The following is a 20,094-nucleotide window of genomic DNA, read 5'->3' on the forward strand; positions in this document are numbered from 1 at the left end:
ATTATGCTACAGAATAGATATGACTTCATCCTGCTCTTTGACGTCAAGGATGGCAACCCAAATGGAGATCCCGATAGTGACAACTTGCCTCGTGTAGACCCTGAGACTGGCGAGGGACTCGTCACTGATGTGTGTATCAAGCGCAAGGTGCGCAACTACATACAGATGGCAACTGATCAAGGTATCTTCGTCAGAGAGAACTCCGTCCTCAATGACTCCATCAATGCGGCGGTCGAAGAGGCTACAGGCAAAGATGCTAAGACGAAAAACGCTACAGACCGTGACAAGGCGCGTGCTCTTATGTGTCAGAAGTACTACGACATACGAGCTTTCGGAGCCGTCCTCTCCACGGGCAACAACGCTGGTCAGGTGCGTGGTCCCATTCAGCTAACCTTTGCGCGCTCCATTGATCCGATCTTCCCTCACGAGCATACCATCACACGTATGGCTGCCACAGATACTAAGGAGCAGAAGGCCAACGAAGAGGCTGACGACAAGGGTGGCAACCGCACTATGGGGCGCAAAGCTACAGTACCCTACGGGCTATATAAAATGTATGGCTTCGTGACGCCACACTTTGCAGAGGATACAGGCTTTACGGAGGATGACTTGCAGCTCTTCTGGGAGGCACTCAAGAATATGTTCGACCTAGATCACTCAGCAGCCCGTGGACTCATGAGCCTGCAGAAGTTGATCGTCTTTAAGCACGACTCGCCTCTGGGCAATGCGCCTGCGCACAAGCTCTTCGAGCGTGTCACCATAGCACGGCGAGAGGGACTCACGAGCCCCGCACGAGACTTCTCCGACTACACCGTCCAGATCGATCGCGACGGACTCCAGGGTGTCCAGGTCGATGACATCGAGCTCGTCTAGCCCGCTTTCACACAAAAGCCCCTCTCGTAGCGCACGCCACTACGGAGGGGCTTTTCTCTAAAACGACCATCTTCCTCATGAGACACTACAGCGACGAGGAGCTACTGACGATCTCCGAGATACAGCACTACTGCTTCTGTCCACGTCAGTGGCAACTGATCACCCTAGAGCAGCTATGGCACGACAACCACCTCACTGCGCTAGGGCAGATCCTCCACAAGCGTGTAGATCAGCCGGAGCTGAGTGCTCGTGTGGGGGACACGATCACTATGAGGCGGGTGCCGCTCGTCTCCTACTCTTTGGGACTATACGGGCTGTCCGATGCGGTCGAGCTGACCCCGCTACGGGATCATAGCTTGCGCCCCTTCCGACACCCTAAGTACCCCGGGGCGTGGCAGGCGACTCCTGTCGAATACAAGCGTGGCAAGCCTAAGACTCACCTCGCAGACAAACTACAGCTCTGCGCTCAGGTCATAGCTCTTGAAGAGATGTACCAAGTCACTATTCCCTACGGAGCTCTTTACTATGGAGAGACACGGCATCGCCTACAGGTCGAAATGGACGACACCCTGCGGGCAGCGTGCTACGAGGTCGCGCGTAAGATGCACGAGGCTTTTGCGCAGCGCACGCCTATACCAGCGCACTACACCCGTCAGTGCCGTTCCTGCTCTCTCATCGATGAGTGCATGCCTCGTATCGCATCACACCGATCGGCCAAGAGCTACCTAAAGCATCACGACATACTCACCTTATGAGAAAGCTACTCAACACCCTCTATATCCTTACGCCCAATGTCTACCTGCTCAAGGACGGCACCAATGTCGTGGCGCGCATAGATGGCGAGGAAACCTTTCGTATACCGATACACAACCTCGAGGGGATCATCACATTCTCCTATATGGGTGCTTCGCCAGGGCTGATGCAGCTCTGCGTGCAGGAGGGTGTCAAGCTCACATTCCTTACACCCACAGGTCGCTATATCGGTTCGCTAGAGGGACCCACGAGGGGCAACGTCCTCCTGAGACGTACGCAGTTCCGCATCGCTGACGACGAACCAGCTGCAGCGCACTTCGCCGCACTATTTATCTCGGCCAAGATAGCCAACCAGCGATCAGTTCTGGGTCGCTACCTGCGTGACTACCACCCGACGGAGAGCGTGGAGGTGAGCTTCCAGGAGGCACTCAGCCAACTAAAGTCTTTGCAAAAAAGCTTAGTTTACAAGCGAGACCGCATGACCGTTATGGGCGTAGAGGGCTTAGCGGCGCAGCAATACTTTGCTCTCTTTCACCACCTCATACGGCGACCAGAGTTCACCTTCGAGGGACGGTCGCGACGACCGCCTCGCGATGAGACCAATGCATTGCTCTCATTTTTCTACACCATCCTCGCCCATGAGGTCACGGCAGCACTTGAGACCGTAGGGCTGGACCCCTACGTGGGCTTCCTCCATACGGACAGACCAGGCAGAGCAAGCCTTGCTCTAGACCTTATGGAGGAGCTACGCGCCTACCTCGTGGACCGCTTCGTCTTGACCGTCATCAACAAGCGACAGGTCGCACCCTCAGACTTTATCGCCCAGGGCGAAAACGGATACATCCTCAGAGACGAGCCCCGCAAAGAACTCCTAGCCGCGTGGCAGCAGCGCAAACGAGAGGAGATCATGCACCCTTTCCTTCAGGAGCGCATACCCATAGGACTGCTCCCCTATGCTCAGGCGTTGCTCCTAGCCCGATGCCTACGAGGAGACCTCGATGACTACCCTGTCTTTCTAATCCAAAGCTGATGTACCTACTTGTAACCTACGACGTGAATACCGCCTCGCCTGACGGAGCTAAGCGACTTCGCCAAGTGGCGAAGATATGCCAAAACTACGGCCAGCGTGTCCAAAACTCAGTCTTCGAATGTCTCGTCTCTCCTGCCCAAAGAGTAGAGCTGGAGGCTGCGCTCACGGACACGATCAACCTATCGAGCGACTCCCTGCGCATCTACCACCTCGGCACCAACTACCAGTCTAAGATCACCACCATTGGCAAGACGAAAGGCGTAGATCCCGAGGGCGTGTTGCTCATATAGCACTCAGACAAGTTCTCCCTTGTACTTCTCTGCGAATGCCAAGCGATCAGAGAAAAGGCAGACTACTCGCACAGGTTGATATACAAGCACATACCGCCTCGCAATCACCGCCAACGCACCGACATACCCGCTTGTAGTCTTCTATTCGCAATGGATCAACGTCTAACCTTCTATTTATGCGTACCTTTGGGCATCGATGTCGCACCCCGCACGGGGTGCGTGAATTGAAACTGTTGGTGAGAGTTACGGTAAGTCAGTATCAGTTAGTCGCACCCCGCACGGGGTGCGTGAATTGAAACATTACTCAAAGAAAACTGAGAGGATAAAGCATCAGTCGCACCCCGCACGGGGTGCGTGAATTGAAACACTAATAGAAGATCTATAAGCTATGCCTAATCTAAGTCGCACCCCGCACGGGGTGCGTGAATTGAAACACTGGCTGGACTTTAGCAAGCAAGTTATCCACATGTCGCACCCCGCACGGGGTGCGTGAATTGAAACCATCACGAAACTCATTAATGATTAACTTAACTAATGTCGCACCCCGCACGGGGTGCGTGAATTGAAACATTCTGAGGTGCCTTATGATACTGCTAAGCCTATGGGTCGCACCCCGCACGGGGTGCGTGAATTGAAACGTTGGTCGTTGTATTGGGTTGTATATACTTGGTATGTCGCACCCCGCACGGGGTGCGTGAATTGAAACTGCAGGTATACGGACTATCCAACAACAACCACAGTCGCACCCCGCACGGGGTGCGTGAATTGAAACACCCATAAATAAAAACTTAGGATCCTTAACCTGAGTCGCACCCCGCACGGGGTGCGTGAATTGAAACTCAGGCGTTGCGAGTGCCGTCTCTTGCTCCTCTTGTCGCACCCCGCACGGGGTGCGTGAATTGAAACGTGCCGAGGAAGTTTAGCAAGACAACCAGCGTGGGTCGCACCCCGCACGGGGTGCGTGAATTGAAACCCTCCTCGTCTATAACTATCGTAATTTGCACGATGGTCGCACCCCGCACGGGGTGCGTGAATTGAAACTTGTAGGTGCTTGTGTTGCCACCGCTTACGAAGGTCGCACCCCGCACGGGGTGCGTGAATTGAAACTCTATTTGTCTTGCTCATCACTGCTGGTTGTTTTGTCGCACCCCGCACGGGGTGCGTGAATTGAAACGCAAAAAAGTACCTCGCAAAGTGGTTGAAACAAGTGTCGCACCCCGCACGGGGTGCGTGAATTGAAACGAATGAAAGATTCTCAGAAATTCTTTGCGAAAACGGTCGCACCCCGCACGGGGTGCGTGAATTGAAACTTGAGGCTGTTGAGGTCTATTGTATATACCTCGGTCGCACCCCGCACGGGGTGCGTGAATTGAAACATCTTAAGAAGCTTGTGCCTGATATATGGCGTGAAGTCGCACCCCGCACGGGGTGCGTGAATTGAAACACAGGACCAAAAACAGCATCCCAATAAACAGACGTCGCACCCCGCACGGGGTGCGTGAATTGAAACATGTAATTAACGTACTTTCCACCAACACGGAGTAAGTCGCACCCCGCACGGGGTGCGTGAATTGAAACCAAAACTAAGGCCGAAGAGCTTACGAAGATGCACAGTCGCACCCCGCACGGGGTGCGTGAATTGAAACATTATCAGGACGAGGCAAACCTGCACTTTCGAAAAGTCGCACCCCGCACGGGGTGCGTGAATTGAAACGGTTATGTGCCTCGCTACGATGAATATAGATACGTCGCACCCCGCACGGGGTGCGTGAATTGAAACGGTCAACATCTGACACATTAAGCACATAAGAGTCAGTCGCACCCCGCACGGGGTGCGTGAATTGAAACAGACTTACGGTCTTGTATGTAGCGCGCATTCTCGTGTCGCACCCCGCACGGGGTGCGTGAATTGAAACATTTAAACAAGTGTGGGGGGGGTACACGGCTGTGAGTCGCACCCCGCACGGGGTGCGTGAATTGAAACCAGATGGTACAGACGATTGTCGGTGCGATGCTGGTCGCACCCCGCACGGGGTGCGTGAATTGAAACAGTGGAAAGCTTTATATTTGCACTACAGCAACATAGTCGCACCCCGCACGGGGTGCGTGAATTGAAACCCGTCTGAGAGGTCGGTGCGTCTTGTGGTCTCGCGTCGCACCCCGCACGGGGTGCGTGAATTGACGATGTAGGTGCTGGCTACGGTTCTTCAGGAGAGTGATTTTGCAGTCGAGACAAACATGCAGTTGGCTCAAACACGATGTTGGTACAAGCACGATGGCAGCTTCCATGAGCGGAGACGCTTATGGAGGCTGTCTTTATGTTTGGAAAACTAATACAAGCTAAACAATGAAAAGCGGAACTTTACGCTCACCAGACTGTGAGACGACGAGTCTTGGTTTTCACTGAAAAGCTGATTTAGTCTCGAAGGTACGCTACGCATGGGATAGCCCTATTCCTGATCTCTAAGGGCTAGACGATTGTTGTTAGGCAAGGGGCGGTCAGATGAGTGCGCGGCATCGACCGGTGGCGTAGAGGAAGGCGATCTCGATGAGCCCCGAGAGGATGACGATGACGACGAAGGCGGTCAGCTCAACCTGCAGCAGCACGGCGACCCAGGCGCCAAGCGCGATGACCGCTAGCGAGAGGAGTTGGTTGACGAAGACCTCACGATTGCGCCCATTGGCGGTGAGGACCAGTTCGATGAAAAAGCCCGATATAAGCCATATAGGTATGAGTGCGGTCATCAGCAGGAAGACTGGTAAGATGAGATCCTCTATGGGCCCATTGCCCATGATCCATATGATCGGCTTAGCAGCCAGCATGAGCGCCGCCATACAGGCGATGCCCATCAGCAGTTCGCCACGCAGTATCTTGCGTATGCGCTCTGTCGTATAACTGGTGCTGACCGAGGGAAAGAGCGCCACATTGAGCTGCTTGGTGATATACATGACGACGCTAACGATCTTCATCGAGAAGTCGTAACCGGTCAGGGAGGTCATACCAAAGAGCGAACCGATGACCAGGTTGAGCCCGGCCGACTTGACCGTCATCACTAGATAGGAGAGAAAGAGTGGGGTAGCCTCTCGCAGGAGGGCAAAGCATTTGCGCAGTGCTACGAGGTGGAGCGAGAGCTTTTCGCGCCATAGAATATAGCCAAAAGCGATCCCCGCCGCGAGTATATTGCTCACCGAGGCGAGTAAGACGTAGCGTGCCATATGGTGTGGCGTGAGTACCCAGAGTATGATGGCGACGGCTAGGAGCACCTTGGTGGCGATCTGTATGTAAAGGTAGATGCGTGTGCGCTGGATGCCGATGAAGTACCAGTTAGGCATGAAGACACAGCCCACGACAGAAAGGAAGCTCGCCCAGAGGAGCGTGCGGTAAGGCGCCAAGGCTCCGACCCATAGGACGATAGGCAGAAAGAGCAGGAAGGAGAGGAGGAGCAGATAGAGTCGACTAGAGATGATCAGCGAGGTGATGTGTGACTTGCCAGCTAGGTCGCGCTCCTTGTCGTAGTGCGCTAGGTAGCGTGTGCCGATCATATCTAGTCCGTAGGTCACTAGCGTGGTGAAGTAGGTGATGATCGAAAAAGCGTAGACATAGGCTCCGTACGCCTCGGCACCGACACGATGAATCAGTATCGGGTAGATGATCAGATGAAAGGAGGAGTTCAGCACGTTGATCAGTCCGAGAGAGAGGAAGTTCTCTAGGACTAGTCTATTACCTCTGACCATAGAGCTTAGTCTCTGGAGGAGGCGCTTCGGTGCGGGAAGGGGAGGTCGGTTCATCTGATAGGGTAGGCTGAGGCTCATACGGCTCCAGCACGAGAGCAAAGGTACGAAAAGAGAGGGTAGTGGCTCTAGTGGTGCTAGTGTTTTTTGACGGTGACGGACGCATTGGGTCAGATGAGAGCGCGGCGGCGTCCGTCCCCGTCAAAACCACAACGCTGTAACCTTTGATACAACGGACGCTGTAACGTGTAACGATTTGTGGGGAGGCACGGCTCGGACGCAGACCGTCGGTGCGTCCGTCCCTGTCAAAACCACAACGCTGTAACCTTTGATACAACGGACGCACGAGCCGTGCGTCCCTACAGGGCGCAGTCCTGATTTGATGCGATGGGGTACTTGACGAGTAACGATTTGTAGGGACGCACGGCTCGGATGCAGATCGTCGGTGCGTCCGTCCCCGTTAAAACCACTATGCTGTAACCTTTGATACAACGGACGCACGAGCCGTGCGTCCCTACAGGGCGCAGTCCTGATTTGATGCGATGGGGTACTTGACGAGTAACGATTTGTAGGGACGCACGGCTCGTGCGTCCGTCCCCTGTCAAAACCACAACGCTGTAACCTTTGATACAACGGACGCACGAGCCGTGCGTCCCTACAGGGCGCAGTCCTGATTTGATGCGATGGGGTACTTGACGAGTAACGATTTGTGGGGAGGCACGGCTCGGATGCAGATCGTCGGTGCGTCCGTCCCCGTTAAAACCACAACGCTGTAACCTTTGATACAACGGACGCACGAGCCGTGCGTCCCTACAGGGCGCAGTCCTGATTTGATGCGATGGGGTACTTGACGAGTAACGATTTGTAGGGATGCACGGCTCGGACGCAGACCGTCGGTGCGTCCGTCCCCGTTAAAACCACTATGCTGTAACCTTTGATACAACGGACGCACGAGCCGTACGTCCCGACAAGTCGCTCCTCGTGAGAGATGCGTCACCCCTGCACCCTAACCTCTAATCTCCATTTACATATCTTTACGGGGAAATTCGTCCGATACCCTCCTTTCTCGAATATCCACGTGGAAAATATCAAATCTCCACGTGGATATTTTTTATTTTCCACGTGGGCGTCATTCATTTCCTCCGAAGTTTCATTTGATTCCTCCGAAGAATTTTTTCTCCCCCACGTGGAAAATAAAAATTCTCCACCTGGATATTTCGAAATATCCACGTGGAAATCACTTTTTCCCGACATGGCGCCGTTTTGATATGTAGCTGGGTCTAAATTATTGTAGCGAGCTGGCGTTGGATTTTTTTTTTCAGCTAGAGCTGATACATCCTAATCGCTCTGTCAGGAACTACACATTAGCGACAAGCGAGGCATAGGGAGATCGATGAGTTCACTATATATAATGTGTCAGCCTTGGCGTCCATGCAGGGTGCGGTCTCAGGTATCGCTAAAATCCTTATCTTTGCGAAAGCATTGGTGTATATGCACTATACTATGACCTCTGGACTATAAAAAAGAATTATGAGCCAACTATATATCTACAACACTCTGGAGCGGGCTAAAGTGCCCTTCGAGCCTATTGCACCACCGCATGTGGGGCTCTACGTCTGCGGACCGACCGTCTACGGAGATCCGCATCTAGGGCATGCTCGCTCGGCCATTACGTTTGACATACTCTTTCGCTATCTCAAGCATCTCGGCTACAAGGTGCGCTACGTGCGCAATGTGACCGATGTGGGGCATCTAGAGCATGATGCAGATGATGGCGAGGACAAGATAGCTAAGAAGGCTAAGCTCGAGCAACTCGAGCCGATGGAGGTGGCTTACTACTACCTCACACGCTATCACGATAGCCTGCGCCTGCTCAACGTGCTGCCACCCTCTATCGAGCCACTTGCTTCGGGACACATCATCGAGCAGATCGCGCTGGTGCAGCAGATCCTCGATGCGGGCTACGCCTATGTGAGCCAGGGGAGTGTTTACTTTGACGTACTCAAGTACCACGCTGATCACCCTTACGGCATCCTGAGCGGACGCAATGTGGAGGATATGATCTCCAACACGCGCGAGCTGGACGGCCAAGACGAGAAGCACAATCCGCTGGACTTCGCCCTCTGGAAGAAGGCGCAGCCTAACCACATCATGCGGTGGCCTTCGCCTTGGAGTGAGGGCTTCCCCGGGTGGCACTGCGAGTGTACCGCTATGGGACGTAAGTACCTAGGCGCACACTTCGATATCCACGGTGGTGGGCTAGACTTGACCTTCCCGCATCACGAGTGTGAGATAGCACAGGCGGTCGCTTCGCAGGGAGAGCCGATGGTCAAGTACTGGATGCACAACAACATGATCACGGTAGACGGCAAGAAGATGGCGAAGAGTGCCGGCAACTTCATCACCCTCGAGGAGTTCTTCACGGGCGATCACCCAGCACTGGAGCAGGCTTACGCCCCGATGACCATCCGCTTCTTCGTCTTGAGTGCACACTACCGTGGTACGGTGGACTTTAGCAATAGCGCCTTGCAAGCTGCTGAGAAAGGGTACCAACGTCTTATGGACGCTGATGCTAAGCTTCAGTCACTCAAGCCCTCGGCTACCTCAACCATCGAAAAGATCGATCTAGCGGAGCGTTGCAAGGAGGCGATGGACGATGATATCAATACGCCGATGGTGATCGCTGCGCTCTTTGATGCGGCTCGTCTCATCAACTCAATCCACGACGGACACGAGCAGATCACGAGCGAGCAACTGGAGGAGCTACGCCGTGCTTACGACCTCTACCTGCACGACATACTCGGTATGCAGTCGGCTACGGAGACGGCTGATCTGAGCGGTAGCCAGCAGGAGGCTTTCGCCGGAGCGATGGACTTGCTCCTAGAGATTCGTGCTAAGGCTAAGGCAAGCAAGGATTGGGAGACGAGTGACCTGATACGCGACAAACTGACCGCTCTAGGCTTTGAGATACAAGATACCAAGAGCGGTGCCGAGTGGAAGGTCCTGTAAGACGCTTTACCCCTGATTAGTCTCTAATGCTCTCACTCATTATCCCTGTCTACAACCGCCCTGACGAGGTCGAGGAGCTACTGCACTCGCTCGCTCAGCAGCAGACGCCCCCGTCCTACGAAGTTGTCATCGTAGAGGATGGGAGTACGGAGCCCTGCGCTGCGGTCGTGGATCGCTATCGTGATCTGATGAGCATACAGTATGAGGTGGTGCCTAACGGGGGCCCCTCTCGGGCGCGCAACATAGGGGCGCGCCACGCTACGGGCGACTGGATCATCATCCTCGACTCGGACGTGGTGCTACCGCCTGACTACCTATATAATGTATCGCAGGCGATCGCTGCGGACGGGTGCGATGCGTGGGGTGGTCCTGATGCGGCTCCGTCGCTACAGGATGGCTCCTTCGGTATGTGGCAGCGTGCGATCAACTATGCGATGACCTCGCCGCTCACGACGGGTGGCATACGTGGCGGTCGCAAGCGGCTGACGAAGCGGTTCTACCCACGCACCTTCAATCTGGGCTGTCGCAGGGCTCTCTTTGAGTCTCTCGGGGGCTTTGATGAGACGATGCGCTATGGCGAGGATATAGACTTTAGTATGCGTCTCTATGAGGCGGGCAGTCGTGTCGTGCTTCTTCCGGAGGCGGTGCTCTATCACAAGCGGCGCGTGGACTTGCGCAAGTTTTACCGACAGGTGTGGCACTCAGGCACGGCTCGTGTAGAGCTCTCGCGGAGACATCCAGGGTCGATGCGCTTGACCTACCTGCTCCCCTCGCTCTTTGTGGTGACGACGCTCGTGGTCACGCTGCTTGCCTTGTGGTGTCCCTGGTTCTGGCTCTACCACTTGCTCTTTATTGTCTCTATCTTTGCAGACGCTCTCTACCGCACGCACTCGATGGCGGTCGCTTGGCGAGCTGTTGTAGCCTCTTTTGTTCAGCTCTCGGGCTATGGCATCGGTTACCTCAGTCAACGGGTCAAACGGTGCAAAGCTTAATCTTCAAACTCTATCTCTGAGTTATCTTATGAAACAGATTCCCTGGCAGCGCATCTTGCTCATCTTTGGGTTCTTCATCATCGTTGCACTTGGTTACTTTACTCCCGCGCACTTTGAGGGTCGGACGCTCTTTCAGGCGGACGTGGCGGGTGTCTCGGGCAATGGCTCCGACGTGCAGGCTAGCGACGAGACCTCTTACTGGACGAACTCGCTCTTTGGCGGTATGCCGATGTATCAGATCAGTCCCTCTTATCCCTCGACCAAGCCGCTGCAATACCTGCAAGATGTGCTGACGCTGCGCAAGCCGCTGAGCATACTAGGCACTTATCCGTGGCTGATCTTTGCGCTGCTCGTGGGCTTTTATATCTTCATGCGTTCGCTCAAGGTGGACCCTCTGCCCTCCGTGCTGGGAGCGGTCATGTGGGCCTTGTCGAGCTACTTCATCATCCTCATTCAGGCGGGACACATCTGGAAGTTGACCGCACTCTGCTTCGTACCCCCCACGATCGCTGGACTCATCTGGTGCTACCGTGGCGAGCGGCTCTGGGGTGGGGCGCTCTTTGCCTTCTTTATGGCGCTGCAGCTCTTGGCAAACCATGTCCAGATGACCTACTACTTTGCGCTCTTGATGGCTGTTCTAGTCATGACCTTCTTGGTGCAGGCCATTAGAGAGCGGCAGGTTGTGGACTTCCTCAAGTCTACGGGTGTGCTCATCCTCGCTGGGCTCCTCGCCATTGCGGTCAATGGAACTAACCTCTACCACACTTACCAGTATGCTCAGGAGACGATGCGTGGGGGCAGTGAGCTGACGATCGCACTGCCACACGCTCCCGAACAAACGGGAGCTGAAGTCAATAGTAAGGGACTCTCCAAAGAGTATATCACGCAGTGGAGCTACGGCATCGGCGAGACCTGGACGCTCCTCGTACCCAATACCAAGGGCGGTGCAACCGAGTCTCTAGCTCAGGGTCACGCTAAGCAGCTCGCCAAGGCTCCCTATGAGTACCAGCAGATGCTGGGACAGATGAATGCTTACTGGGGAGACCAACCCTTTACCTCAGGACCTGTCTATGTAGGCGCCTTCGTCTGCATCCTCTTCATCATCGGCTGTGTCATCGTCAAGGGGCCGATCAAGTGGGGACTGCTCGTTGCTACGATCCTCTCGATACTGCTCGCATGGGGTAAGAACTTCATGCCGCTGACGGATCTCTTCATCGACTGGATGCCGATGTACGACAAGTTTCGTGCGGTCTCCTCGATCCTGGTCATCGCCGAGCTAACGATCCCCACGCTAGCCGTACTGGCTCTTGTGCAGCTCATCAAGGAGCCGCGGCTCCTACGCAGCAAGCGTGTCTGGATAGCAGGCGGAGTGCCCGTGCTGTTGTTGCTCCTCTTTGCTCTGCTGCCCGATCTCTTCTTCGGCTTTCTATCTCAGCAGGAGAAGGGCATGTTTGCCGAGCTAGCTACACAAGATCCTCGCTACTTGATGCTACAAGATCAGCTAGAGACGATGCGCATGGGCATCTTCCGTGCCGATGTGTGGCGCAGCTTGCTTTTTATCGTGCTGAGTGTGGTGCCGCTATGGCTCTTTGCCAAGGGGTATCTCAAGGCGCCGTGGCTCTGCTGTATCCTCGTTGGGCTGACGCTCGTAGACCTATGGCAGGTGGACAAGCGTTACCTGTCTGATGACGACTTCATCTCCTCGCGACTGGTACAGCAACAAGCGGCTCCTATGACGGAGGCGGATCGAGCAATCCTTCAGGACAAGAGCCTGGGCTATCGTGTCTTCAACCAGACGGTCAATAGCTTTAACGATGCCACCACCTCTCGCTGGCATCACAGCGTGGGCGGTTACCACGCAGCCAAGCTACAGCGCTATCAAGACCTGATCACCTACCAGCTCTCTACGGGCAACATGCAGGTCTATGATATGCTCAATACGAAGTACTTCATCGTCCCCAACCCAGAGACCAAAGCACCGATGGCGGTGACCAACCCGGATGCCTTCGGGGCAGCTTGGTTTGTCGATAGCCTTCGCTGGGTGGCTAATGCCAATGAGGAGATGGAGGCACTCTCGACGGCAGACCTGCGTCACGTCGGCATCGTCGACCGCCGCTTTGGCGAGGAGCTGCCGCAGCCCTTGATGCTGCCCGACAGCACGGCTCAGCGTAGTATCACCGTCTCCAAGTACACGCCACGACAGGTGGTCTACGACGTATCGGCCGAGGCGCCTGGCGTAGCGATCCTCTCAGACATTTACTACCCGCACGGCTGGCACGCCACCATCGATGGCCAGGAGATACCGATAGCACGGGCTAATTACGTGCTTCGTGCCGTCTCACTGCCCGCAGGCAACTACCAGCTGGCGCTCACCTTTGCACCACGCTCCATAACTGTGACCGAGAGCATAGCTTTTACAGCTTTAGCCCTGATCCTGCTAGCGCTCATCGGCTCTATCGTGTGGCGCATCAGACCTTGGGGCAAAGGCAAGAAAGCCTCCACAGACTCACAAACGAATTAATTACCTTTATATATAGATCAAACTATGACTTATCGAAACTTACTAAAGATCACCACCGCATTACTTCTAGCGGTCTTGGTCTCTTCGTGTGCTTGCAGACTCAAGCCTCTCAATGGCTCTGCAGCTCAGGTAGACCCCAACCCCTTGACACTGGTGGGTACGCAGATCCCTGGGCAGGTCCGTCTGACGCTACCTGCTAAGTGGTGCCACAAGCGTGCTATCGTCAATATCACCCCCCAGCTGCGCTACGCTGGTACTAGCGTGACAGGTCAGACTGTCACCATACAGGGCGAGAACGTCCGTGACAACTACCAGACCATCTCTTACGAGCGTGGCGGTAGCGTCATCGTACCTTTTGCCTTTGAGTACAAGCCTGGCATGGAGCAGAGCGACCTTTACCTCACCTTTACCGCTACGATCAAAGGCAAGAAGGTCAACCTCCCCGCTATCAAGGTGGCTCGTGGTACGATTATGACTGCCGGTCTAGCTAGCATTAGCGATGTTACACCAGCTCTGGCTCGTGATGCTTTCCAGAGAGTGATCAAGGAGCAGTACACGGCCGACCTTAAGTTCCTCATCAATCGTGCTGAGGTACGTGCGGCTGAGCTTAACAAGCGTGAGGTCAAGGACTGGCAAGATGTCGTCGACAACGCTTATCAGGTGCCTAACCAGGAGGTAGACATCGAGATCCAGGCTTATGCCTCTCCCGATGGTGCTCAGGACTTCAACGAGCGTCTCTCGGCACAGCGTGAGCGCAATACTTCTAGTGTTGTAGCGCGCCAGCTGGGCAAGAAAAAGATCGAGGTCAATGCACACTACACGGCTGAGGACTGGGACGGCTTCCAGAAGCTTCTTGAGGCGAGCAACATACAGGACAAGGAGCTAGTCCTGCGCGTCCTCTCTATGTATCCCGACCCCGAAGATCGCGAGCGTGAGATACGCAACCTCTCACACGTCTTCACACAGCTTGCTGACGAGATCCTCCCTGAGCTACGCCGCTCACGCCTCAATGCGAACGTCCGCATCATCGGCAAGAGCGATGACGAGCTCAAGATGTTTATGGCACAGCGCCCAGGTCGTCTCACCATCGAGGAGATCCTCTACACCGCTACGCTCTATGACAATGCTAAGGATCAGATGAATGCTTACCAGCAGGCTACGCAGCTCTATCCAAAGGACTACCGTGCGTACAACAACATCGGTACGCTCTACCTCGCTCAGGGCAACTACGAGCAGGCTGCTAACTACTTCGCAAAGGCTCAGAAGATCCAGCCCAACGCAGCTTCTAATATGAACGAAGCGCTCCTCGCTCTCAACCGTGGCGACCTAGCAGAGGCTCAGCGCCTCATGGGTAGTGCCGTAGAGGTCCCCGAGGCTGGTCAGGGCATCGGACTCCTACAGATGCACGAGGGTAAGTATGCTGACGCTATCCGCTCCTTTGGCAATACGCCATCGAATACGCTAGCTATCGCTCAGATCATGCAGGGTCAGTACGCTGATGCTACACGCACCCTCGCAGCTGTCGCACAGCCTAATGGCGAGACCGCTTACCTCAAGGCAGTCGTCGCAGCTCGCACGAACGATCTGCAGGCACTCATCAGCAACCTCCGCTCAGCTATTGCACAGGATCGCAGCTACGCACTGCGTGCACAGCGTGACCTCGAGTTCGCAGCCTTCAGCCAGACACCCGAGTTTGTCGCTCTGGTCAAGTAATCCAACAGCTGTGACGTAATCGTGCGTCACCCTCAACAGACGAGAGGAGCTACCCGCCTAGACGGATAGCTCCTCTCTCTTATTATGAGACTGTTGCATAAAGGTGAATCGCTGTGTTGCCCAGACTCTTACGGAAGGTGTTGTGTTTCGGGTGCTGGTGTGGGCTGCTGGCTGTGGCGTCTTGTTGGAACGTTTGCAGGCTACAGAGAGCCATTGGGTACAGTAGAGCGCCAGAGTCCAGTGCTCGTATACTATCTTTGCATCGTCTGTTTACGAGGGATCTGCCAAGTAATGAATGAGATTCGGTTTTGCCCTTATATCATCTTGAGGGGGAGGGCAGTGGTGGCGTTGTGGTGGCACCGAGGAGCTGCTGGAGGACTCGTCGGTCGAGCTTGCCGTTGTCATTGTGCGGTAGCTGCGCTACGCAACGGATCTCTTTGGGGCGGTGGTAGGGAGGTAGGAGCTGTTCGCACGCTTCGTCTAGCCTCTTCGCCAAAGCTTCGGGGAGGCTGTCGCCTTCCAGTACGAGTACGAGCTTTTGTCCTAGTGCAGCATCGGCTACCCAGCTTATGGCGAGCGGTATGGCGAGTGTCGCAGAGAGCTGTCGCTCGATTGGCTCGGGACTGATCTTGACACCACCACTATTGATGATGTTGTCGGCTCGACCCTCTATGGTAAAGCCGCCATCGGGGTGTAGCTCGACGAGGTCATGAGTCGTGAGACTGGGTCCCTCGGGGTAGAGCAGGCGATCCGCGATAATGAGTTCGCCGTCGGAGCCTTGGGAGAGATGCACCCCCTCGAGGGGATAGAAGAGGGGAGAAGCGTGGGGGCCGTTGAGCCGTCGTAGGGCGATGTGCGAGATGGTCTCGGTCATGCCGTAGGTAGCATAAGCCGCAACAGGTAGCGTGCTGAGCTGCGCCTCCACAGCGGGATGAATGGCTCCGCCTCCAATGATCAGTTGCTCTGCCTGACTGAGTAGCTCACGCTCAGCTGGCACCTCCAATGTGTGGTGTAGTTGTAGGGGTACAAGTGAGACGAACTGCGGTGCCACGCTGAGTGTCGCCAGCGGGTGGCTCGAAGGTGGTACCACCATCAGCTCGGCACCAGCGAGCAGTGTGCGTACCACCATCATCTTAGCGCCTATGTAGCGCAGATTCATCGCTAGGAGGAGCCGTGTGCCAGCTTCGATATGAAAGTAGCGGTTGCTCCTGAGCGCGCTGCGTCGCATAGCGCACTTCGTTAGTCTGATATGCTTAGGTGTGCCCGTCGATCCAGAGGTCTGAACGACCACACACTCCTCACTGCTCCACCACTCTCTGAGAAAGGCGAGGAGTGGCTGTAGCACGGCTCTGCGCTCGGACGTTAGCCCCTGAGCGAACAGCTCTAAGCTCTCCGCATCTACTCGTACGCTATCTATATATAGGTGCTCGGACATGGTCGTGGGCTGGGGCTATCGGGATGAATCGGAGCTCTAATTTCTAACTTCTAATATCTAATCTCTAAACCCTCTAATCTCTAAAAAACATCTGGTCGCCGACGAGTCGTAGCGTGGAGGGCTTGTTATTGAGATAGAGTGCTCCTGTGCCGAGCCCTTGCGGGCGGGCGATCGGGTACTGGCTGACCCACTGAGCGATGGCGCTAAGTCCTACGTTCGACTCTAGTGCTGAGGTCGCCCACCAGCCGATGCCGCGCTCCTCGGCCAGCTCGATCCACTCATCGACCCCGCTATGGAGTGACGGTTTGAGGATGATATAGTGCGGCTTGCCCTCATCTAGTAGTTGGGCTTTGCGCTCTCGGGTGTGGATCCCGATGAGCTCCTCGTCGAGCGCTATGGGGAGTGGCGACGCTGCCGTGAGCTTCGCTAGGTCGTCCCACTGATTGCTCGCAGGTATCGGTTGCTCGATCGAATGTAGGTGAAAGTCGCTCAGCTGCTTTAGTCGCTCTAGAGCCACCTCCGGGGCAAAAGCTCCGTTGGCATCCACCCGCAGCTCCATCTCTTCAGGTGAGAAGTGCTGCCGCACATAGCGGAGTAGTTCTAGTTCCTCGGAAAAGTCTATTCCGCCGATCTTAAGCTTCAAGCATCGAAAGCCTTGCGCCAGCTTAGCCTGGATCTGCTCGTACATATAGGCTTTGTCGCCCATCCAGATCAAACCATTGATCGGGATGCCCATCTCGCCATGCGTGAATGGGGTGTCGCAAAAGGGAGGTGTCGTCTCCGCCTCGCCCCTATGGCAAGCAGCGAGGAAGCTATTGATCGCCGTGGCTAAGCCAAAAGCGATGGAAGGGTAGGGGCGTAGCGAGACTACGTCAAACTGATCGGGAGCCTGCGCCAGCTGCCCCGCCAGCTGCTCCAGTACCGCTTGGTAGTCGGGCAGATCATCGCAGCTGAGCTGAGGCATCGGGGCGCACTCGCCATAGCCCACATGACTTGCCTGCTTGAGGCTCTGAAGACGTAGGTAGTAGACGCGCTTCGTCTCGTATTCGCCACGGGAGGTCTTGGCAGGACGACGGAAGCGCAGGGTGTACGGCTCCACGCTTATGGTCACCCGCTCAGCTATCTGAGACAGTAGTGTGGGGAGGTGGAGGATGCTCTCTTCTGGTGACATCGGTCGCTAGGGGAACTTAGGGTACTGCTCGAAGTTGGGCTTGCGCTTCTCGAGGAAAGCGTTCTTGCCCTCCTGTGCTTCGTCCGTGAGGTAGTAGAGCAGCGTCGCATCGCCCGCTAGCTCTTGGATACCTGCCTGACCATCCAGCTCGGCATTGAGTCCTGCCTTGATCATACGGAGTGCCAGCGGACTCAGCAGCATCATCTCCTCGGCCCACTGCACGTACTCATCTTCTAGTTGGTCGAGAGGCACCACTTTGTTGACCAGCCCCATGTCGAGAGCCTCCTGAGCGGAGTATTGGCGGCAGAGGAACCATATCTCACGCGCTTTCTTTTGTCCTACGACACGAGCGAGGTAGGAAGAGCCGAAGCCTGCATCGAAGCTGCCTACACGAGGCCCCGTCTGACCGAAGATAGCATTCTCCGAAGCGATCGAGAGGTCGCACACCACGTGAAGGACATGTCCGCCACCGATGGCGTAACCATTGACCGCAGCGATGACCGGCTTGGGGATACTGCGGATCTGCTTCTGCACGTCGAGGACGCTCAGGCGAGGCACCCCGTCCTTGCCAATGTAGCCACCCCGCCCCTTGACGTTTTGATCTCCACCGGAGCAAAACGCCTTGTCGCCAGCACCTGTCAGGACCACCACGTTGATACTCTGATCCTCACGGCAGATGCGCAGAGCGTCGCTCATCTCGGCCGTTGTGGTCGGTGTAAAAGCGTTGCGGTAACGCTCACGATTGATCGTGATGCGAGCAATGCCGTTGTAGTAGTCGAAGAGGATATCTTCGTACGCTTTGAGGGGCTTCCATGCCCTTTGGTTCTTTTCACTCATAACTCTTCTCTTGGTTGTAATTGCTTGAAATAGGTTTGTAGTTCGGCGATCTCATCCTCTGAGGAGACAAAAGCCTCGAGGAGACGCGGACGCTCGGCGGGTCCGACGAAGTAAGTAATCGTCTCTTCTAGTTCGCTCGCCTCGTGCACCGACAGGTACTCCCAGCCACAGCTCTCCGCCCAGCCCTGCGCTTGTAGCTGATGCTCGGCGGTGATGTACCGTTGCGCAAGGCGGTCCATCTCTAAGGTTGGCAGGCTCTGGAAGATGCTCCCTCTCTGGTTGTTGAGCAGTAGCACCCGCACATTGCTCCCCACCTCGGGCAGTCCTAGTGCATTGAGATCGTAGAAGAAGCTCAAGTCGCCAATGACGATGAAGTGCCGCTCCTCGGCTCTCTGGCGGGCGAAGCCTAAGGCGGTCGAGAGCGAACCATCTATGCCACTGGTCCCTCGGTTGCAAAGTGTGAGGAGCCGACGAGGCTTGCGAAAAAGCTCCGCATAGCGCACCGACGAACTGTTAGCCAGGTGTAGCACGCAAAGCTCTTCGGGTAGATGGCTTAGGAGGCTCCCCACCACTGCCAGAGAACTGTATCGTGGTGTCGGAGAGGGGAGTTGATCAATCCGCTCCCGCCAGTGACGTGCATAGGGAGAGCTAGCGAGACCCGCCAAGCCATGCGCCAGTGTATCAAGGAATGGTCCGATAGGTGCGATGATCTGCTCGGTGAGACTGCAGAAAAGGTCTACCACCGTGGAATCAGGCGACAGGTGCCACGTCTCCCGTGGCGGGTAGGTGCGCAGGTACTGCTTCATCTTGTTGGAGACAATGTGTCCGCCGAGGGTGATCAGCAGGTCGGGTTGTAGTGCTCGTCGATCCGCTTCGCTGAGTGACGCTAGGAGCGCATCGAGCGAACAGATCGACACGGGGCTATTCGATAGCGACTCGCCGATACAGAGGAACTGCTCCCGCAAGCTTTGTGGAAAAGTCTTCCTGGTGCTCGTCGCAGCAGACCAACTCTCTTGTCCTACTAGTATCATCTTGCGCTCGAACGTGACGAGTCGCTGTAGCAAGGGCTCAACCGCCTGCGCATCGATACGACACGGATAAAGCTGCTGGATACAACGCCCTGGCTGCATCCCAATGGGTCGTCTATCACTGGACCCAGGGGTGTGCTCTGCTAGAGTTGGCGGAAGCAAGGAGACGCCCGGGTCGCTGATCGGGACATTGATCTGCACGGGCCCAGGGAGTGGAGCCAGTGCAGCGAGGAGTGCTTCGTTGATCAGACGGTTGCAGTACCACCGCTCCTCCTCGGTGTGAGGCTCTGGGAGGTGCACCGCTTTGCGCACCAGTGAGCCGAAGAGTCCTGGCTGAGGCAGCGTTTGTCCAGCCCACTGTCCGATCCATCGCTCAGGTCTATCGGCCGATAGGATAATCAGCGGCACCCCCTGATAGTAAGCCTCCGCGACAGCTGGGTGAAGGTTTGCCACGGCAGTGCCAGAGGTACAGCAGACCACGACCGCTCTATGCGTGGCGAGAGCCAAGCCGAGTGCGTAGAAGCCTGCGCTCCGCTCATCGATGATCGAGTGGCAGGTGGCTCCCGCAAGCTGGTGGCTGAGCGCATGCACGAGTGGCGCATTGCGACTGCCTGGGCAGAGCACCACGTCACACACGCCGTGTGCCTGAAGCAGAGCGACTAGTTCGCTGATCACAGGATCTTCCATCGGTATCATCACGCTTCTCCTCC

General features: G+C 55.7%; 13 protein-coding genes and 1 CRISPR repeat array. Of the genes, 8 read left to right on the forward strand and 5 right to left on the reverse strand.

Annotated features, from left to right (window positions below; translation table 11 throughout):
• Window positions 1–3 precede the first annotated feature (3 nt).
• The 4 genes from cas7c to cas2 all read left to right on the forward strand — a co-directional run bounded on the left by cas7c (window position 4) and on the right by cas2 (window position 2,946).
• Window positions 4–873, forward strand: a complete 870-nt coding sequence (cas7c, locus tag PORAS_RS04570; RefSeq protein WP_013760348.1) for a type I-C CRISPR-associated protein Cas7/Csd2 — start codon at window positions 4–6, stop codon at window positions 871–873.
• Window positions 874–950: 77 nt separating this feature from the next.
• On the forward strand, window positions 951–1,628 hold the full coding sequence (cas4, locus tag PORAS_RS04575) for a CRISPR-associated protein Cas4 (protein WP_013760349.1): 678 nt from the start codon (window positions 951–953) through the stop codon (window positions 1,626–1,628).
• Window positions 1,625–2,656 carry a type I-C CRISPR-associated endonuclease Cas1c gene (cas1c, locus tag PORAS_RS04580; protein WP_013760350.1) on the forward strand — a complete coding sequence of 344 codons (1,032 nt, stop codon included), beginning with the start codon at window positions 1,625–1,627 and terminating at the stop codon, window positions 2,654–2,656. The genes cas4 and cas1c overlap by 4 nt, the downstream gene beginning before the upstream one ends.
• Window positions 2,656–2,946, forward strand: a complete 291-nt coding sequence (gene cas2, locus PORAS_RS04585; RefSeq protein WP_007364789.1) for a CRISPR-associated endonuclease Cas2 — start codon at window positions 2,656–2,658, stop codon at window positions 2,944–2,946. The genes cas1c and cas2 overlap by 1 nt, the downstream gene beginning before the upstream one ends.
• Window positions 2,947–3,144: 198 nt before the next feature.
• Window positions 3,145–5,131: a CRISPR direct-repeat array (repeat unit 33 nt; unit sequence GTCGCACCCCGCACGGGGTGCGTGAATTGAAAC).
• A 314-nt stretch (window positions 5,132–5,445) separates the two neighbouring features.
• Here the strand turns inward: cas2 and PORAS_RS04590 are convergent.
• Window positions 5,446–6,759, reverse strand: coding sequence for an oligosaccharide flippase family protein (locus PORAS_RS04590; protein WP_013760351.1), 1,314 nt, complete (start codon window positions 6,757–6,759; stop codon window positions 5,446–5,448).
• A 1,446-nt stretch (window positions 6,760–8,205) separates the two neighbouring features.
• Here PORAS_RS04590 and cysS point away from each other — a divergent pair.
• From cysS to PORAS_RS04615, 4 genes are read left to right on the forward strand one after another with little or no spacing between them, the layout of a single operon-like run.
• Entirely contained in the window at window positions 8,206–9,687 is a 1,482-nt protein-coding gene (cysS, locus tag PORAS_RS04600; RefSeq protein ID WP_174258535.1) for a cysteine--tRNA ligase, read from the forward strand.
• A 26-nt stretch (window positions 9,688–9,713) separates the two neighbouring features.
• Complete coding sequence (locus PORAS_RS04605) at window positions 9,714–10,679, forward strand: glycosyltransferase (protein WP_013760353.1); 966 nt, start codon at window positions 9,714–9,716, stop codon at window positions 10,677–10,679.
• 28 nt (window positions 10,680–10,707) lie between these two features.
• Window positions 10,708–13,200: a YfhO family protein gene (locus PORAS_RS04610; RefSeq protein WP_013760354.1), complete on the forward strand. Its 2,493-nt coding sequence runs from the start codon at window positions 10,708–10,710 to the stop codon at window positions 13,198–13,200.
• 24 nt (window positions 13,201–13,224) lie between these two features.
• Window positions 13,225–14,913 carry a tetratricopeptide repeat protein gene (locus PORAS_RS04615; protein ID WP_004330414.1) on the forward strand — a complete coding sequence of 563 codons (1,689 nt, stop codon included), beginning with the start codon at window positions 13,225–13,227 and terminating at the stop codon, window positions 14,911–14,913.
• 319 nt (window positions 14,914–15,232) lie between these two features.
• Here the strand turns inward: PORAS_RS04615 and PORAS_RS04620 are convergent, their stop codons facing one another.
• The 4 genes from PORAS_RS04620 to menD form a co-directional block, all read right to left on the reverse strand.
• Complete coding sequence (locus PORAS_RS04620; protein WP_013760355.1) at window positions 15,233–16,348, reverse strand: AMP-binding protein; 1,116 nt, start codon at window positions 16,346–16,348, stop codon at window positions 15,233–15,235.
• A gap of 73 nt (window positions 16,349–16,421) precedes the next feature.
• Complete coding sequence (locus PORAS_RS04625; protein ID WP_013760356.1) at window positions 16,422–17,519, reverse strand: o-succinylbenzoate synthase; 1,098 nt, start codon at window positions 17,517–17,519, stop codon at window positions 16,422–16,424.
• Between the two features lie 6 nt (window positions 17,520–17,525).
• Entirely contained in the window at window positions 17,526–18,356 is an 831-nt protein-coding gene (gene menB, locus PORAS_RS04630; protein ID WP_013760357.1) for a 1,4-dihydroxy-2-naphthoyl-CoA synthase, read from the reverse strand.
• Window positions 18,353–20,071 (reverse strand): 2-succinyl-5-enolpyruvyl-6-hydroxy-3-cyclohexene-1-carboxylic-acid synthase, encoded by a 1,719-nt coding sequence (gene menD / locus PORAS_RS04635; protein WP_245528006.1) that lies wholly within the window; start codon window positions 20,069–20,071, stop codon window positions 18,353–18,355. The genes menB and menD overlap by 4 nt, the downstream gene beginning before the upstream one ends.
• Between the last annotated feature and the right edge of the window lie 23 nt (window positions 20,072–20,094).

It is taken from the genome of Porphyromonas asaccharolytica DSM 20707 (assembly GCF_000212375.1).
Lineage (GTDB): Bacteria > Bacteroidota > Bacteroidia > Bacteroidales > Porphyromonadaceae > Porphyromonas > Porphyromonas asaccharolytica.

What these genes read in the sequence shown, in the direction of transcription:
- menB (WP_013760357.1), bottom strand. Translation starts at nt 18,356, where the DNA reads ATGAGTGAAAAGAACCAAAGGGCATGGAAGCCCCTCAAAGCGTACGAA.
- PORAS_RS04615 (WP_004330414.1), top strand. Translation starts at nt 13,225, where the DNA reads ATGACTTATCGAAACTTACTAAAGATCACCACCGCATTACTTCTAGCG.
- PORAS_RS04625 (WP_013760356.1), bottom strand. Translation starts at nt 17,519, where the DNA reads ATGTCACCAGAAGAGAGCATCCTCCACCTCCCCACACTACTGTCTCAG.
- cas7c (WP_013760348.1), top strand. Translation starts at nt 4, where the DNA reads ATGCTACAGAATAGATATGACTTCATCCTGCTCTTTGACGTCAAGGAT.
- cas1c (WP_013760350.1), top strand. Translation starts at nt 1,625, where the DNA reads ATGAGAAAGCTACTCAACACCCTCTATATCCTTACGCCCAATGTCTAC.
- cas4 (WP_013760349.1), top strand. Translation starts at nt 951, where the DNA reads ATGAGACACTACAGCGACGAGGAGCTACTGACGATCTCCGAGATACAG.
- PORAS_RS04590 (WP_013760351.1), bottom strand. Translation starts at nt 6,759, where the DNA reads ATGAGCCTCAGCCTACCCTATCAGATGAACCGACCTCCCCTTCCCGCA.
- PORAS_RS04620 (WP_013760355.1), bottom strand. Translation starts at nt 16,348, where the DNA reads ATGTCCGAGCACCTATATATAGATAGCGTACGAGTAGATGCGGAGAGC.
- PORAS_RS04610 (WP_013760354.1), top strand. Translation starts at nt 10,708, where the DNA reads ATGAAACAGATTCCCTGGCAGCGCATCTTGCTCATCTTTGGGTTCTTC.
- menD (WP_245528006.1), bottom strand. Translation starts at nt 20,071, where the DNA reads ATGGAAGATCCTGTGATCAGCGAACTAGTCGCTCTGCTTCAGGCACAC.
- PORAS_RS04605 (WP_013760353.1), top strand. Translation starts at nt 9,714, where the DNA reads ATGCTCTCACTCATTATCCCTGTCTACAACCGCCCTGACGAGGTCGAG.
- cas2 (WP_007364789.1), top strand. Translation starts at nt 2,656, where the DNA reads ATGTACCTACTTGTAACCTACGACGTGAATACCGCCTCGCCTGACGGA.